The sequence below is a fragment of the Novosphingobium sp. genome (genome assembly GCF_041905565.1).
GTDB lineage: Bacteria > Pseudomonadota > Alphaproteobacteria > Sphingomonadales > Sphingomonadaceae > Novosphingobium.
On record NZ_JAYRKX010000010.1, the window covers coordinates 51,317 to 67,059 of the forward strand.

At 66.7% G+C, this 15,743-nt stretch carries 17 protein-coding genes, 1 tRNA gene and 1 pseudogene; 6 read left to right on the forward strand and 13 right to left on the reverse strand.

The annotated features are described in order from the left end of the window. The first annotated feature begins 258 nt into the window (after window positions 1-258). Both ACE3N9_RS09710 and ACE3N9_RS09715 read left to right on the forward strand, forming a co-directional pair. Complete coding sequence (locus ACE3N9_RS09710) at window positions 259-1,056, forward strand: metallophosphoesterase (RefSeq protein WP_374283293.1); 798 nt, start codon at window positions 259-261, stop codon at window positions 1,054-1,056. Then, a complete protein-coding gene (locus ACE3N9_RS09715) occupies window positions 1,057-2,367 on the forward strand; it encodes a UDP-glucose/GDP-mannose dehydrogenase family protein (protein WP_374283295.1) in 1,311 nt (436 codons plus the stop codon). It begins immediately after the preceding gene. Window positions 2,368-2,549: 182 nt separating this feature from the next. On the opposite strand, the gene ACE3N9_RS09720 is transcribed toward ACE3N9_RS09715, so the two are convergent. Then, on the reverse strand, window positions 2,550-3,524 hold the full coding sequence (locus tag ACE3N9_RS09720; RefSeq protein ID WP_374283297.1) for a magnesium and cobalt transport protein CorA: 975 nt from the start codon (window positions 3,522-3,524) through the stop codon (window positions 2,550-2,552). Between the two features lie 110 nt (window positions 3,525-3,634). Here ACE3N9_RS09720 and ACE3N9_RS09725 point away from each other — a divergent pair, with 110 nt between their 5' ends. The 3 genes from ACE3N9_RS09725 to ACE3N9_RS09735 all read left to right on the forward strand — a co-directional run bounded on the left by ACE3N9_RS09725 (window position 3,635) and on the right by ACE3N9_RS09735 (window position 6,497). Beyond that, window positions 3,635-5,128: a flavin-containing monooxygenase gene (locus ACE3N9_RS09725; RefSeq protein ID WP_374283299.1), complete on the forward strand. Its 1,494-nt coding sequence runs from the start codon at window positions 3,635-3,637 to the stop codon at window positions 5,126-5,128. A gap of 63 nt (window positions 5,129-5,191) precedes the next feature. Continuing rightward, window positions 5,192-5,953, forward strand: a complete 762-nt coding sequence (locus tag ACE3N9_RS09730; RefSeq protein WP_374283301.1) for a competence/damage-inducible protein A — start codon at window positions 5,192-5,194, stop codon at window positions 5,951-5,953. After that, window positions 5,943-6,497 carry a hypothetical protein gene (locus ACE3N9_RS09735; protein WP_374283303.1) on the forward strand — a complete coding sequence of 185 codons (555 nt, stop codon included), beginning with the start codon at window positions 5,943-5,945 and terminating at the stop codon, window positions 6,495-6,497. The genes ACE3N9_RS09730 and ACE3N9_RS09735 overlap by 11 nt, the downstream gene beginning before the upstream one ends. A 58-nt stretch (window positions 6,498-6,555) precedes the next feature. On the opposite strand, the gene rplA is transcribed toward ACE3N9_RS09735, so the two are convergent. The 8 genes from rplA to ACE3N9_RS09775 all read right to left on the reverse strand — a co-directional run bounded on the left by rplA (window position 6,556) and on the right by ACE3N9_RS09775 (window position 12,849). Continuing rightward, window positions 6,556-7,257: a 50S ribosomal protein L1 gene (rplA, locus tag ACE3N9_RS09740; RefSeq protein WP_374283305.1), complete on the reverse strand. Its 702-nt coding sequence runs from the start codon at window positions 7,255-7,257 to the stop codon at window positions 6,556-6,558. A 4-nt stretch (window positions 7,258-7,261) separates the two neighbouring features. Continuing rightward, complete coding sequence (rplK, locus tag ACE3N9_RS09745; RefSeq protein ID WP_374283307.1) at window positions 7,262-7,693, reverse strand: 50S ribosomal protein L11; 432 nt, start codon at window positions 7,691-7,693, stop codon at window positions 7,262-7,264. Between the two features lie 145 nt (window positions 7,694-7,838). Beyond that, complete coding sequence (locus tag ACE3N9_RS09750) at window positions 7,839-8,921, reverse strand: acyltransferase family protein (RefSeq protein WP_374283309.1); 1,083 nt, start codon at window positions 8,919-8,921, stop codon at window positions 7,839-7,841. 34 nt (window positions 8,922-8,955) lie between these two features. Continuing rightward, a complete protein-coding gene (locus tag ACE3N9_RS09755; RefSeq protein ID WP_374283311.1) occupies window positions 8,956-10,296 on the reverse strand; it encodes a M20/M25/M40 family metallo-hydrolase in 1,341 nt (446 codons plus the stop codon). A 2-nt stretch (window positions 10,297-10,298) separates the two neighbouring features. After that, window positions 10,299-10,835 carry a transcription termination/antitermination protein NusG gene (nusG, locus tag ACE3N9_RS09760; protein ID WP_374283313.1) on the reverse strand — a complete coding sequence of 179 codons (537 nt, stop codon included), beginning with the start codon at window positions 10,833-10,835 and terminating at the stop codon, window positions 10,299-10,301. A 35-nt stretch (window positions 10,836-10,870) separates the two neighbouring features. Beyond that, on the reverse strand, window positions 10,871-11,065 hold the full coding sequence (gene secE, locus ACE3N9_RS09765; protein ID WP_374283315.1) for a preprotein translocase subunit SecE: 195 nt from the start codon (window positions 11,063-11,065) through the stop codon (window positions 10,871-10,873). A 134-nt stretch (window positions 11,066-11,199) separates the two neighbouring features. After that, window positions 11,200-12,744 carry a hypothetical protein gene (locus tag ACE3N9_RS09770; RefSeq protein ID WP_374283318.1) on the reverse strand — a complete coding sequence of 515 codons (1,545 nt, stop codon included), beginning with the start codon at window positions 12,742-12,744 and terminating at the stop codon, window positions 11,200-11,202. Between the two features lie 29 nt (window positions 12,745-12,773). Then, window positions 12,774-12,849, reverse strand: a tRNA-Trp gene (locus ACE3N9_RS09775). A gap of 141 nt (window positions 12,850-12,990) precedes the next feature. Between ACE3N9_RS09775 and aat the strand changes: the two are divergent. Then, window positions 12,991-13,482: pseudogene (aat, locus tag ACE3N9_RS09780) on the forward strand (leucyl/phenylalanyl-tRNA--protein transferase); the annotation flags it as partial. A 47-nt stretch (window positions 13,483-13,529) separates the two neighbouring features. On the opposite strand, the gene ACE3N9_RS09785 reads toward aat, so the two are convergent. Genes ACE3N9_RS09785 through ACE3N9_RS09800 form a run of 4 tightly spaced genes read right to left on the reverse strand, consistent with a single transcriptional unit; the run spans window position 13,530 to window position 15,662 of the window. Then, on the reverse strand, window positions 13,530-14,165 hold the full coding sequence (locus ACE3N9_RS09785) for a DUF2155 domain-containing protein (RefSeq protein ID WP_374283320.1): 636 nt from the start codon (window positions 14,163-14,165) through the stop codon (window positions 13,530-13,532). Then, entirely contained in the window at window positions 14,165-14,578 is a 414-nt protein-coding gene (locus ACE3N9_RS09790) for an NADH:ubiquinone oxidoreductase subunit NDUFA12 (protein ID WP_374283322.1), read from the reverse strand. The genes ACE3N9_RS09785 and ACE3N9_RS09790 overlap by 1 nt, the downstream gene beginning before the upstream one ends. 47 nt (window positions 14,579-14,625) lie before the next feature. After that, window positions 14,626-15,108 (reverse strand): DUF192 domain-containing protein, encoded by a 483-nt coding sequence (locus tag ACE3N9_RS09795; protein ID WP_374283324.1) that lies wholly within the window; start codon window positions 15,106-15,108, stop codon window positions 14,626-14,628. Then, a complete protein-coding gene (locus ACE3N9_RS09800; protein ID WP_374283326.1) occupies window positions 15,108-15,662 on the reverse strand; it encodes a regulatory protein RecX in 555 nt (184 codons plus the stop codon). The genes ACE3N9_RS09795 and ACE3N9_RS09800 overlap by 1 nt, the downstream gene beginning before the upstream one ends. Window positions 15,663-15,743 lie beyond the last annotated feature (81 nt).

The following is a 15,743-nucleotide window of genomic DNA, read 5'->3' on the forward strand; positions in this document are numbered from 1 at the left end:
GGACGGACGTGAGCATGGCAATCTTCCTTGCGGTTGGTTGTGCTTCGTCCCACCTGCGTCATGCCGTCGCCCCTCGTTCTCGGGAGCAATCACCATGGACAGGTGCGTTGCAGCACATTTTTGTTGCGCTGCACAAGAGCAAATCGGACCGACGATTGCGTAAACAGTCCATTGTGTGCTTTTCCGGCAACGCCGCGCGCGCAGTCCATTGTTCGTTAATCGGGCGCCCGCTATACCCGCGCGGCAACGGATCAGCCCATGTTCAACAAATTGCGCAAGTTATTCACTCCCGCCGAGAGCGGCCCGCGCCCGGCACTGCCGGCGGGAACCCGCGCCTATGCGGTGGGCGATGTGCACGGCATGGGCGCGCTGTTCGCCGCGCTGCGCGATGCGATCGAGGCGGATGACGCGGCCCGCACCGCCGCCGACACCTCGGTGGTACTGCTGGGCGACCTGATCGACCGCGGCCCGGACAGCGCCGACGTGATCGCCCAGGCCCGCGCCTGGACCACCCGCCGCACGGTGCGGATCCTGATGGGCAACCACGAGGAGATGTTCCTCGACGCGCTGGAAAAGGAGGACGTGCTGCGCCACTTCCTGCGCTTTGGCGGCAAGGAAACCCTGCTCAGCTATCCGATCGATCCCGAGGAATATACCCGCTCGGACCTGGCCGAGACGATCGCGCTGATGCACCGCGCGATCCCGGCCGAGGACATCGCCTTCATCCGCCAGTTCGAGGACCGGATCGAGCTGGGCGGCTATCTGTTCGTCCACGCCGGGATCCGCCCGGGCGTGCCGCTGGAAGAACAGGCCCTGTCGGACCTGCGCTGGATCCGCGAACCGTTCCTCTCGCACCCGGATAGCCACGGGCCACTGGTGGTCCACGGCCACACCATTGCCGATGATCCGCAGCTGCGTCCCAACCGCATCGGCATCGATACCGGCGCCTACCGCTCTGGCTGCCTGACCGCGCTGGGCCTGGAAGGCGAAGACCGCTGGCTGATCGAAGCCCGCGACGAAAACGGCGCGATCCGCGTCACGCAAAGGAGCTTGTGAATGAAGATCGCGATGGTCGGTTCGGGCTATGTCGGCCTCGTCTCGGGGGCGTGCTTTGCCGATTTCGGACACGACGTGGTCTGCATCGACAAGGACCCGGCCAAGATCGACAGCCTGCGCGGCGGGATCATGCCGATTTATGAGCCGGGGCTGGCCGAACTGGTTTCGTCCAACGTCCGCGCCGGGCGGCTGAGCTTCACCACCGACCTTGCCGAAGGGATCGCCGATGCCGCCGCGATCTTCATCGCGGTCGGCACCCCCAGCCGCCGCGGCGATGGCCATGCCGACCTTTCGTTCGTCTATGCCGTGGCCGAGGAGATCGGCCAGAACCTCGCCAACGACGCCGTGGTGGTGACCAAGAGCACCGTGCCCGTGGGCACCGGCGACGAGGTGGAACGCATCCTCAAGGCCGCCAATCTGCCGGTCCGCGTCGCCGTCGCCTCGAACCCGGAATTCCTGCGCGAAGGCGCCGCAATCGGCGATTTCAAGCGCCCGGACCGCATCGTCATCGGCACCGAGGATGACTGGGCCCGCCAGGTGATGACCGAGGTCTACCGCCCGCTGTTCCTCAACAAGGCGCCGCTGCTGTTCACCAGCCGCCGGTCGAGCGAGCTGATCAAGTATGCCGCCAACGCCTTCCTGGCGGTGAAGATCACGTTCATCAACGAAATGGCGGACCTGTGCGAAAAGGTCGGCGCGGATGTGCAGGACGTGGCGCGCGGGATCGGCATGGACGGCCGGATTGGGGCCAAGTTCCTGCATGCCGGGCCGGGCTATGGCGGCTCGTGCTTTCCCAAGGACACGCTCGCCCTGCTCAAGACCGCCGAGGATTACGAGGCGCCGACCCGGATCGTCGAGGCGGTGGTCAAAGTCAACGATGCCCGCAAGCGCGCGATGGGCCGCAAGGTGATCGAAGCGCTCGGCGGCCTCGACGCGGCGCGCGGCAAGAAGGCGGCGCTGCTTGGCCTGACCTTCAAACCCAACACCGACGACATGCGCGACAGCCCGTCGATCGCGATTGCCCAGGCGCTGACCGACGCCGGGGTGGCAGTGACCGCCTATGACCCCGAAGGGATGGAGCTGGCCCGCCCGCTGATGCCCGACGTGACGATGTGCGACAGCGCCTATGCCGCCATCGCCGGGGCGGACGCGACCGTGATCGTCACCGAATGGGACGCCTTCCGCGCGCTCGACCTCGGCCGGGTCAAGGCGGCGATGAACGCCCCGGTGCTGGTCGACCTGCGCAACGTCTATGACCCCGCCGAAGTGCGCGCCAAGGGGTTTGCCTATACCAGCATCGGTCGGCCCTGAAGCTCGACCAGAGCCAATCACCCTGCCCCTGCCCTGCCCTACCATACCGTCACCCCGGGCTTGACCCGGGGTCCAGCTTGTCCCTGCAAACATCAGGGCCTGCGCAATGCTCAGCGAAGGCAGCTGGCCCCCGGGTCAAGCCCGGGGTGACGAACTGGCGGAGGAGATCAGCTCCCCTCCCCCTACAGCCAGCCGATCCGCCGGAACCGCCAGTACAGGCCGCCGCAGATCGCCAGGATCACGCCCCAGACGGCGAAATAGGCGCCCTTGATCCGCAGTTCCGGCATGTAATCGAAATTCATGCCGTAGATCCCGGCAATCGCGGTCGGCACGGCCAGGATTGCGGCCCAGCTGGCCAGCTGGCGGGTCATTTCGCCCTGGCGGTGCTGTTCGAGCATGCTGGCGGTTTCAACCACGCTAGCCAGCGTTTCCATCAGCCCGTTGACCCGGCGCAAGGTGCGGCGGACATGGTCGAGCACGTCGCGGAACCACACCCGCGCCGATGGATCGATCGCGGGAAAATCGTGCTGCACCAGCTTTTCGACCATCTCGTCGGTCGGGCCGATCACCCGCAGGAAGCGGCGCAGCTGGCGGCGCAGGCGGAAGATGCGGCGGATCGTCGACGGATCGGGAAAGCTGTCGATCGCGCGTTCCTCGATCGCGGTCACGCCGCTTTCCAGCTTTTCCAGGATCGGGACATAGCCATCGACCACGAAATCCATGATCGCGTGGGCGACATAGTCCGGACCTTCGGCCAGCCGCTCGTCATCAGCCTCCAGCCGGGTGCGCAGCTCGGTATGGGCGCGGGTCGAACCGAAGCGGACCGAGACGATGAAATCCTTGCCCAGGAACAGCGCGGTCTGGCCATAGTCGATGTTCTCGCCGTTATGCATCGCCGCGGTGCGGGTAACGATGAACAGCGTCGGGCCATAGACCTCGACCTTGGGCATCTGCAGCGGGTTGAGCGCGTCCTCGACCGCCAGCGGATGCAGGCCGAACTGGCGGCGCACCAGCTCCATCTGCGCCGCGTCCGGCTCGGCCAGGCCCACCCAGTCGAAGCTGTGCGGCGGCAGCGCGGGACGCTCTGCCCCGTCCACCGGCAGCTCGGGATCGATCAGTTTCCCGCCACAATAGCGGCGCGCAGCGACAATGGTCATTGCCAGTCAGTGCCAAACCGGCATGATACTGGCAATCGGGAATGGAATCGCCTAGGCAGGCGATCAGATACTGACACGGGTGTAAGCGCCCGGACTGGGAGAGAGATGGGATGAACGCGATCGCGCCAATCGAGGACGTGCTGGACATGGTGATTGTCGGTGCGGGCATTTCCGGCATCGGCATGGCCGTGCACCTGACCAATGACTGCCCGGACAAACGCTTCGTCATCCTCGACCGGCGCGACCAGGTCGGCGGGACCTGGGACCTGTTCCGCTATCCCGGCATCCGCAGCGACAGCGACATGCACACGCTGGGCTTTGCCTTTGCCCCGTGGAAGCACGAAAAGTCGATCGCGGACGGCCCGGCGATCCTCGAATACCTTGAAGACATCACCGACGAATACGCCCTGCGCGACAAGATGCGCTTCGGCCAGAAGGTCGTCTCGGCCGATTGGGACAGCGCCACCGCACGCTGGACCGTGGTCACCGAAGCCGCCGATGGCACCCGCCAGCGCGTGCTGGGCCGGTTCCTGTTCCTGGGTTCGGGCTACTACGATTACGACGATCCCTATGACGCCGGCTTCCCCGGCCGCGACAAGTTCAAGGGCACGATCATCCATCCCCAGTTCTGGCCGAAGGACTTCGACCATACCGGCAAGCAGGTGGTGGTGATCGGATCGGGCGCCACGGCGGTAACCATCGTTCCGGCCATGGCCAATTCGGGCGCGGCCCACGTCACCCAGTTGCAGCGCACCCCGACCTACATGGTCAGCCGCCCGGCGCGCGATGCCATCGCCAACACGCTGCGCAAGTTCCTGCCGGAAAAGCTGGCCTATGCCATCACCCGGTTCAAGAACATCACCCTGCAGGACATCACCTTCAAGCGCGTCCGCAACCACCCCGAAAAGTCCAAGGAATTCCTGGTCGACGGGGTCAAGCAGCTGCTGGGCGACAAGTTCAACGAAACCGACTTCGTGCCGCCCTACAACCCGTGGGACCAGCGCCTGTGTCTGGTGCCAGATGCCGACCTGTTCGATGCGATCAATGATGGCCGCGCCAGCGTGGTGACCGACCATATCGACAGCTTCGATGAAACCGGCATCAAGCTGAAGTCGGGCAAGCACCTCGATGCCGACGTGATTGTCACCGCGACTGGCCTGAACCTGGCCTTTGCCGGCAAGATCGCGATCGCGGTCGATGGCAAGCCGGTCGATTTCGCCAAGACGTTCTACTACCGCAACTGCATGTTCTCGAACGTGCCGAACATGGCCGGGGTGTTCGGCTACATCAATGCCAGCTGGACGCTGCGGGTCGACATCATCGGCGAATACATCACCCGCCTGCTCAAGCAGATGGACGTTTACGGCGCGGTGGCGGCTACCCCTGCCCTGCCCGAAGGCACCACGATGCAGGCCGAGGACGTGTTCGAAGGCTTCTCCTCGGGCTATCTCGCCCGCGGCAAGGACATGATGCCGCGCAACGCCCCGGCCATGCCGTGGCGGCTCAACCAGGATTACCGCAAAGACCGGATGGACATGCGCCAGGCCCCGATCGACGATGGCGTGCTGCAGTTCACCCGGGCGAAGGAACTGGTCCAGGCCTGATTTCTGGCCTGACCGGTTCCGGGAAAACTTGCCCAAGCCGAAATGCGGACCTAACCATCAGTCATGGCCGAAACCCAACGCATCTGGACCGCCGCGCTGATCGTCATCGGGGATGAAATCCTCTCTGGCCGCACGCAGGACAAGAACATCGCGCAAGTTGCCAGCTGGCTGAACGTCCAGGGCATCCGCCTGCGCGAAGTGCGGGTGGTGCCCGATGTGATGGAAGCCATCGTCGAAGCGGTGAACACGCTGCGCGCGCGCAACGATTACCTGTTCACCACTGGCGGGATCGGCCCGACCCACGATGACATCACCGTCGATGCCATTGCCGAGGCGCTGGGCGTGGCTGTGGAAGTCCACCCCAAGGCGCGGGCGATCCTCGAAGGGTATTATGCCACGCGCGGCGGACTGACCGAGGCGCGGCTGCGCATGGCCCGTGTCCCCGCCGGGGCCGACCTGATCGACAACCGCATGTCGGGCGCGCCGGGCATCCGGTTCGGCAACGTGTTCATCATGGCCGGGGTGCCGGCAATCACTGCGGGCATGCTCGACGCGCTGACCGGCACGCTGGAGGGCGGGCTGCCGCTGCTGGCGGGCACCATCGGCGCGTGGATCGGCGAAACCGAAGTGGCCGACCTGCTGCGCGAAACCGAACAGGCGCGCGAAGGTGTGTCGATCGGCTCCTACCCGTTCTTCCGCGAAGGCCGGGTCGGCGCGAACTTCGTGGTCCGCTCCACCGATCCGGCAGTGATCGACGAATGCCTTGAGGAGATCGCCCAGGGCATCCGCGCCGCCGGGCGCGAGGCTGTGCCGGGTGGGATCTGAACGCCGCCGCGCGCTGCCCGTGCTGGCGGCGCTGCTGCTGGGGGCGAGCGGGCCGCCCTCCACGCTGGACCAGTTCGAACAGGCGCTGGCCGCGCAGCCCAGCGCCACGGCTGCGCTGGGGCAATGGTGCGCGGCGCGCCATCTGGCCCCCGATCCCCAGATCCGCGCCGCAGTAATCAGCGGACGGACCAACGATCCGCCGGGCGACCTGCGCCGCATCCTCGACCTGTCGGGGGATGACCGGATGGGCTACCGCCACGTCCGGCTGACCTGCGGTGGAAAACTGCTGTCCGAAGCGCACAACTGGTATGCCACCGGCCGGCTGACGCCCGAGATGAACCGCACGCTGGACGATACCGACACCCCGTTCGGGCGGGTCGCCGCGCCGCTGCGCTTCACCCGTGAGCGGCTGGCGGGCGAGCGCGGCGCGGCGGACTATTGCCCGCGCGGCACGGTATTGTCGCACCGCGCGCTGCTGCGCCTGCCGGACGGGGCAGCGCTGGCCTATGTCGTGGAATGCTACACCGCCGCGAACCTTGAATGAAAAAGGCCGGGAAGGTTTCCCCTCCCGGCCCTTTCAAGCTTGGGTTACCCCGGCTGGCTTAGCCGCCGTGGACCTGCGCCACGTCGATCTTCAGGCCCGGGCCCATCGACGAGCTGAGGCCGACCTTGCGGACGTACTTGCCCTTGGCGCCAGCCGGCTTCGACTTGACCACCGCATCGACGAACGCGTCGAAGTTGGCGCGCAGCGCTTCGTTCGAGAACGACAGCTTGCCCAGACCGCCGTGGATGATCCCGGCCTTTTCGACGCGGTATTCCACCTGGCCGCCCTTGGCCGCCTTGACGGCTTCGGCGACGTTCGGGGTCACGGTGCCCAGCTTCGGGTTCGGCATCAGGCCCTTGGGGCCCAGCACCTTGCCGAGGCGGCCGACGATGCCCATCATGTCCGGCGTGGCGATCACGCGGCCATAGTCCAGGTTGCCGGCCTGCATGTCTTCCAGCAGGTCTTCGGCGCCAACCTTGTCGGCCCCGGCGGCCAGCGCGGCTTCAGCCTTGTCGCCGCGCGCGAACACGGCAACCTTGACGTCCTTGCCGGTGCCCGAGGGCAGCACGACCATGCCGCGGACCATCTGGTCGGCGTGACGCGGATCGACGCCCAGGTTCAGCGACACTTCCAGGCTCTCGTCGAACTTGGTGGTCTTGAGGTCCTTGAGCAGCTGGATGGCTTCATCGACGCCATAGAGCTTCTGGTTGTCGCCCAGCTTTTCGTTAAGCGACTTCTGCTTCTTGGTCAGCTTTGCCATGTCCTTAGCCCTCCACAACCTGCAGACCCATCGAACGGGCAGAGCCTTCGATGATCTTGGTGGCCTGTTCGATGTCGTTGGCGTTGAGATCGGCAAACTTGGTCTGCGCGATTTCAGCCAGCTTCGAGCGGGCGATGGTTCCGGCGGAAACCTTGCCCGGTTCCTTCGAACCCGACTTGAGGTTGGCGGCCTTCTTGATCAGGTAGCTGGCCGGGGGCGTCTTGGTGACGAACGTGAAGCTGCGATCGGCATAGACCGTGATGATGGTCGGGATCGGCATGCCCTTTTCAAGGTCCTGCGAGGCGGCGTTGAACGCCTTGCAGAATTCCATGATGTTCACGCCGCGCTGACCCAGCGCCGGACCGATCGGCGGGGCGGGCTTGGCATCGCCAGCCGGCACCTGCAGCTTGATATAGCCTTCAATCTTCTTGGCCACGGATGGCCTCCTTTCTTCCTGTCGGGCTGGAAAACCGGCCCTCAGATCAAGCGGTCAAACAAAGGACGCACTGCCCTTCTCCCGCACGGAATCACCCAGGGGTGCCCGGGCGAAGGCGCGCGCCTAGGCCAGAATGGGGATGAAATCAAGCGGCGGCTGGCAAAACCGCTGTTTTCGCCGCGCGGCGGCGCTCCCACGCCTGCCGGATCGCGCGGCGCGCCGGCATCTCGAAGCGGCGATAGGCGAGGTCCGAGAGCTGCAGGACGGCGGCAATGATCGCACCATAGAGCGCCCAAACCAGCGGCCCTTCACCCAGCACCGGTCCGGTCTGGCGCTTGACCAGCGCGATCACCGGCAGATGGATCAGGTAGATCGCATAGGAGCGGTCGCCCAGCCACTGCATCACCCGCCAATCCAGCCATGTCTGGCGCAGCGCCAGCAGCAGCGCGGCCGGAAAGGCCAGCAGGACCAGCGGCAAGAGCGAAGAGAGCGCCCCCGTCGGCACAGTCAGCCCGATCGCCAGCAGCGCCGCCAGCACGGGCCAGGGCACGCGGGCCAGCACAGTGCGGCCTTGCCACAGCACCACCCCCAGGAAGAACCCCAGCAGCCCGCGCGGCAGGTTGTCCGCCACCCACGGGCCTTCGGGCAGGCCGCTGAGCAGCAGGTGCCCCAGCCCCAGCGCGATCGCCGCGCCTGTCACCAGCCGCAGCCGCCGCCCATTGCCGCGCATCGCCGCGAAAGCGAACAGCAGGTAGCAGCACACCTCGACACTGAGCGACCAGGCCGGGCCGTTGAAGGTATCGGGCACCGGCCGCACGAAATTCTGCGCCATGACCAGGTGCATGGCAAAGGCACTGGCCGTGTTGCCATCCTCGCCCCAGGCGAACAGGGCGACCACCAGCAGGGTCAGCAGATGGAGCGGATAGAGCCGCGCGATCCGCGCCACCGCGAATTGTTCCAGCGCGCCGGGCCGGGCGAGCTTTTCCCCCGCCAGGTAGACATGGGCGAAGATGTAGCCCGAAAGCAGGAAGAACAGGTCGACAAAGGCCCAGCCCCAGTGGCTCAGCCAGCTAAGCACGGCGCCGTGCCCGGTGAACAGTTCCGGCGCGAACAATGTGCGCGGGTGATAGGCAAAGGCCACCACGCAGGCCGCGATCCCGCGCAGTCCGTCAAGCCGGGTCAGCCGCGCGGGCGCCTCGGCGGGGTAATCGGGGGCAGTCCCGGCCATGGCGCCGGGTCTAGCGGACTATGGTTAAGGAGACCTAACGCTCGATCCCGGCCGCGCCCAGGATCGTCGCCATCGCGGCGGTCATGCCGGCCAGGCTTGGCCCTTCGGCCACGTCGATCCATTCGCTGGGGGCATGGGCATCGCCGCCGCTGCCGCCCGATCCGATCGCGATGGCGGGAATGCCAAGGCTCATCGGCACGTTGGCATCGGTCGATTGCGAACCGGCCTTCGATTCGATCCCCTGCGCGCGGGCGGCGGCAAAGGCGATGCGGACCAGCGCACTGTCATCGGGCGTGGAGCCGGCGGGGCGATCCCCGATCGGCTTGAACGTCACGCTGACCTTGCCGCTGGAGGTATCGCGCGCGGCGTTTTCCTCGTCCACGGCGCGCGCGGCGATCTCTTTCAGCGCGGCATCGACGCGGTCGACCTCGGCCGGGGCGACCGAGCGGATGTCCACTTCAAGGAACACCTCGTTCGGGATGGTGTTGACCGAGGTGCCCCCGCCAACCACGCTGGCCGAATAGGTGGTGCGCGGGTCCTGCGGCACCGGCACGGCGTAAAGCCCGGTAACGGTGCGGGCCAGCGCAGCCATCGGGTTGACGATCCCGAACTTGCCCCATGAATGCCCGCCCGGCCCATTGAAGGTTAACCGGTAGCGGCGCGAGCCGACGCCCTGGGTGGTAATCAGCCCCTGCCCCGCGCCGTCGATGGTGATGAAGCCCGCCGCCGCCTTGGCCCGGGCATCCTGCGCGAACAGGTGGCGGGTGCCGCGCAGATCGCCCGGCCCTTCCTCACCCACGTTGCCGATGAACACCACGTCGCGCTTGGTGCGGATCCCCGCCTTGTCGAGCGCGCGGATGATCGACAGCATCACTGCCAGCCCGCGCGTATCATCGCCAATCCCCGGCGCCATCAGCCGCGTGCCTTCGCGCTTCACCTTCACATCGGTGCCGGCGGGAAACACGGTGTCGAGATGGGCGGCGACCAGCAGCGGCGCGGCCTTGGGATCGGTGCCCTTGCGCACCGCGATGACATTGCCGACCGCGTCGGTGGTCACTTCGGCCAGCCCGCTGCCGCGCAGCAGCGCGGCAAAGGTGCTGCCGCGCTCCGCCTCGCCAAACGGCGGGGCGGGCACTTCGGTCAGAGTGACGAGCTGTTCGACCATGCGCGGATGATCGAGCCGCAGCGCCTCACGCGCGGCGGCGAAGCGCTTGGAGGCCAGAACCGCGGCCAGTTCCGGCGGAACCGGATTGGGTGCGATCTTGGCAGCCGGCGCAGCCTTGGCCGGGGCGGGTTTCGCCAGGGCGGGCTGGGCCAGCACGGCCAGGCCCAGCGCCAGGGCGACGGACCAGTTGCCCCGCACCGCCCGGCCCATGGTTACTTCACCAGTTCGACGTGTTCGAAATCGAGTTCGACCGGAGTCGCGCGACCGAAGATCGAGACCGAAACCTTGACCCGGTTCTTGTCGAAATCCAGTTCTTCCACCACGCCGGTGAAGCTGTTGAACGGACCGTCGAGCACCTTGACCGAATCGCCGATCTCGTAATCGACGCTGACGTGCTTCTTGGGTTCGGCGGCAGCGGCATCGCGCGCACCGAAATAGCGGGCGGCTTCGCGGTCGGTAATCGGCTGCGGCTTGCCATTGGGGCCAAGGAAGCCCGTGACCTTGGCGGTGTTCTTGACGAGGTGATAGACATCGTCGTTCAAGGACAGCTTGGCCAGCACGTAGCCGGGCATGGTCTTGCGTTCGACCTGAACCTTCTTGCCGCGCTTGACCTCGGTCACGGTTTCATGCGGCACTTCGACCGCTTCGACCAGCGCTTCCAGGCCCTTGCGTTCCGCTTCGGCCAGAATCGATTCGCGAACCTTGTTCTCGAACCCGGAATAGGCGTGGATGATGTACCAGCGAGCCATGTTTCGTCTCTAACCTTCGTTTCGCGCGGGGCCGATCAGGCCAGCGACAGCAGCCATTTCACGATCGCGCCGAACAGCGAATCGATCCCCAGGAAGAATACCGCCAGGATGAACATCAGGATCGCGACGAAGATCGCGGTGCTGACCGTTTCCTGCCGCGTCGGCCATACGACCTTGCGTGCTTCCGCCTGAACCTGGCGCATGAATTCGCCGGGATTGATCTTGGCCATGGCAGCTATCGCCCGTCCTGTTGAAATTGCGTTTCCTGGCGTCTGCCGCGGCCTTGGGGAACAGCGCCGCCCCGGCGCCGCAGGGGGCTACCGGGGTGAGCGTGTTCTCCAAATGACGGAAGACACCGCCGCACTTAGCTATCGCCCGGCGGTTTTGCAAGGCCGCGCTCGGGGCGCGGTGGGGGCATGCGCGCCAGCAGCGCCTCGTCGGTGCGCAGCGTCACCTCGGCCTTGCGCGGCAGGGCGTCCAGCTCGTGCTGGCCGACATACCAGAACCAGTCGACGTAGCGCGCCGGGGCATAGGTGGTCATGTCGGTCTTGCGGCCCTTCTTCCACAGCAGGCGGTGGTAGGGGTCGCGGAAGTATTTCCCGCCTTCGTTGATCGTCAGCATGTGGATCAACGGCAGGGCGAAGTGCATGTTGACCAGAGCATCCTTGCGCACCACCGCATAGCCGGCGATGTGTTCCTGCGGGTTGATTGGCCAAACGCCGATCTCGGTTTCGACCAGGCTGGCGATCTTCACCCCCTGCGGCAGCGGATCGATCATCGCCAGCAGCCGTTCGGTGCGCTGCGATTCGGTGTACCAGGTGTGCGTGGTCAGCCCGAGCCGGCCCAGGAACAACGCCGCGGCCAGCAGCAGCACGAGGCGCGGGGCGCGCCAGCTGAGCGCCAGGCAGCCGACCATCAGCCCGGTATAGATCATCCGCGCATCGACATAGTCACCGCCGATGATGTGGCGCGGCAGCACCAGCGACAGCGCCAGCATGGCGATCGCCGCCCAGGCCAGCCGCCCATCGAGCCGCCGCAGCCCCAGCGAGCCGACCAGCACCACCCCGATCCCGATCAGCGTGCCGTAATCGAGCCAGCGCCAGGTATCGCGCATCGCCTGACGCCAGATCGCCCATTTGTAGGTGCCCACGACCTTGCCGTAGGAATAGAGTTCGCCGCCGCTTTTCTCGCCCGCAATCGACAGGCCGATCAGCGCGGCGAACGGCAGCATCAGCGGCCAAGGCGCCACGAACGCGCGCCAGCTCTTGTCCTTGTGCCATTCATAGCCGAACACCATCACGCCCAGCGTGCCCCAGCCCGAAACGTGGCACAGCCAGACCACCAGCCCGATCGGCATGAACAGCGGCGCGCGCCATTTCCGGCCGTCCAGCCGCACCCACAGCGCAAAGGCGAACAGCGCGGCGGCCAGCGACAGCCCGAAGTTGAGGAAGCCCAGCAGCATCGCCGGCGACCACACGAACAGCAGCCCAAACAGGCCGCCGATCCCGATGCGCCGCCGCAGCGACCATTCCACCGCCAGCACGCCTAGGCCATTGAGCAGCACGGTGACATAGACGATCATCTTGCCGGCAGCTTCCAGCGACATCAGCTGGGCCAGCGGGATGATCAGCAGATCGGCCCCGAGGTTGCCCGACCAGCGCCACTGGAAGCCATAGTATGCTTGCAGGAACGCGTTCGAATCGCGGTTCAGCATGACGTGGTAGCGCGCCAGGTGCGCGGGATAGTCCACCATCTGCGGATACTGGGCGACGAACACCGGCAGCAGCGCCAGCACGGCCAGGATCAGGCCCAGCCAGAAACTTTCGCGCGGGGTGGGTTCGCCCCACAACCAGCCGGGCCGCGACCTGCCCCGCACGTTGAACTGCTCGAAGGGAGGTTCGGCGGACATGGGCACATCGCTGGGTGGAAGGGGCATGCTGGCAGGAGTGGCAGGATTCGAACCCGCGGCCCTCGGTTTTGGAGACCGATGCTCTACCAACTGAGCTACACTCCTGCGGGCGGACGGGCCTCTATAGGTTACTACAGAGCTTGGCAAGGCTGCAAATCCTTCCCTTCCCCCGAACATGACGAAACTGCTACACAGGGGGCAATGCACGCCCCGGCCCCGCCCCCGCCGATCGATCCGGACCTGCTGATGCTGGCCTATCGCGGCGGCGTGTTCCCGATGGCGGACGCGCGCGACGATCCCGAGATCTTCTGGGTCGAGCCGCGCCGCCGGGCGATTCTGCCGCTGGACGGCTTCCACCTGTCGAAATCGCTGGCCCGCACGCTGCGACGCGGGCGCTTTGCCGTAACCTGCAACCGGGATTTTGGCGCGGTGATGCAGGCCTGCGCCGGGCCGCGCCGGGATGAGGGGGACACCTGGATCAGCGAGCGGATCGAGGCGAGCTATCGCCAGTTGCATGCGCGCGGCGCCGCCCATTCGATCGAATGCTGGCAGGATGGCCAGCTGGTTGGCGGGCTCTACGGCGTGGGATTCGACCGGGTGTTCTGCGGCGAAAGCATGTTCAGCCGCGTGCCGGACGCGTCAAAGGTGGCGCTGGCCTGGCTGGTCGCGGCGCTGCGCCGGGCGGGGGCGCGCTTGCTCGACTGCCAGTTCATGACCGAACACCTCGCCTCGCTCGGCGCGGTGGAAATCACCCAGGCGGAATACCTGGTGCTGCTGCGCGCGGCTCAGAGCCCGACAGCGGGCGATGCGGCAGGACTGGGCGTTGCGGCCGGCTTGGGCGACGGTGCCGGGCTTGGCACTGGCGTTGGCGAGCCGCTGGCGCTGCCCGAAGGCTTTGCCGCGCTGCTGGGCGATGCGGCGGCGGCCGGGCTGTCTTCCTCACCCGGGAACTTCATTGCGCAGTCCTTGACCCAGACGTCATAGACCGGATGCTCAACCACGTTGAGCGACGGCGAATTCCTGAACAGCCAGCCGGAAAAGACCTTGCGCCATTGCAGCGCGCTCTCGGCATTGGCGCGTTCTTCCACGAAAACCTGGACGAAGGCCCCCACTTCGGGCGGGCTTTCCCACGGCAGGGTGCGTTCGCAGCTGGCCAGCTTGACCACCACGTTGCCCACCCGGCGCGATTCGCCCGGCTTCATCACCAGGTCCTGGCTGAGGTTGTTGCGCTTGTTGAGCAGGCCCAGCGTGGCGACGCGGTCCTTCACCGGGGTGCCGTATTCGCTTTCCACAGCCTGGGCCGAAGCGGCAGCGGCGGCCACGTCCTTGGGCACTTCGGTGGCGGCCGCATCAGGCTCGCCGCCCGAATTGCACGCGGCCAGCGCCAGCACAGGCAGCAGGGCAAGCGCCCGACGCATCATCAGGCTTCGGGCGACCAGGCTTCGTAATCGCCCGTGGCGCCGACGCGCTTGCCGCCGCGTTCCAGCGCGCCCTGCGGGCGGTAGGCGGCAGCGGTGCCGGTGGCGTTGGGAGTATATTCGGCTTCCCAGATGCGCGGTGCGGGCAGGTTGCTTTCAGGCACGCCATCAAGCGTGCCGTGCAGCCAGCCGTGCCATTCGGCCGGCACGCGGCTGGCATCGTTGGCCCCATTGTAGATCACCCAGCGGCGTTCGCGCCCGGCAAAGGGGTGGCCCGCCGGATAGCGCTTCTTCGCGCGGTAATAGGTGTTGCCCTGCGCGTCGGTGCCAACCTGTTCGCCGGTCAGCGCGCTGTTGAGCAGCGTGGTCACGGTCGCGCCGTTCCACCATGTGAAGATCTTGCCAAGGATTCCCATGGCCGCCGCCTAGCCGAATTGTTCGCCGCTTGAAAGGGGGCTTGGCCTTACCATTCCACGGTATCGCCGGGAACGATCCCCAACTGCGCGGCGCGCCCGCCGTTCAGTTCCAGCACGGCCTTGACCAGCCCGACCGAGGACAGCGGGGTTTCGTCATAAGGCACGGCATTGGCAGCGATGTTGCTGACCTTGCCGTCGACGCCGATGAACAGGAGGTCGAGCGGCAGCACGGTGTTGCGCATCCAGAACGAGGCCCCGCGCGGCGGATCCATCGGGAAGATCATCCCTTCATCCGGGCCCATCGCGGTGCGGAACATCAGCCCCTTGGCCTGTTCGCGGCTGGTTGCGGCCACTTCCACCCGGAACACGTGCTTCTTGCCGGCGTGGGTCACGGTCAGCGGAATCACCCGCAGCCCGGATTCGGGGTGGACCGAGGGGGCCTGCGCGACCGATGCGCCCGCCTCGCCCGAATTGGCGGAACAGGCCGCAAGCAGGGCCAGCGCGGCAGCGGCAAGCAACGGATGACGCATCATTGATCCCCATCGAATTCGGCGGCCCATTCCTCGGCCGCGGCAATGCTGGCGGCATCAACCAAATTACGCGCGCTGTCCAGCGGGTGCCCGGCGCGCAGCAGCGCCGCCACCTGCTTTTCGCGCGCCTTCGGGTCCGCCGCGCCGGGGCCGAACGGGCCGAGCCGCCGCTTGCGCGCCATGGCCAGCGCGGCCTGGCGCTGCGCGGCGGGGGCAGCGCGCACCTCGTCACGCACGGCGGCGGCGATGCCCGCCTGGTCCAGCGCCTGATCCACCCGGCGCGGGCCATAGCCCCGGCGCAGCAGGCTGCCGCTTTTCGCGCGGGCAAAGCTTTCGTCATCGACATAGCGCAGCGACACCATGCGCTGCACCAGTTCGGCCACCGGCGGCGCGCCCTCGCCCGCCCAGCCGCGTTCGCGCAGCTTGCGGCGCAGATAGCCTTCCAGTTTCGCGGCGCTGGTGGCGAAGCGCGCGACATAGGCCAGCGCCATGTCGTTGAGCCGCGTGGCATCAAGCGGCCGGGGATTGCGGCGTTCGCGGGTCATCTTGGCCATATTCGTGCCACACTGTGCCGCAATTGGGAACGCTCGGGGGCACGTCCTGTTCGCAGGGTCGTGCCGTGTAACGATCGGGAG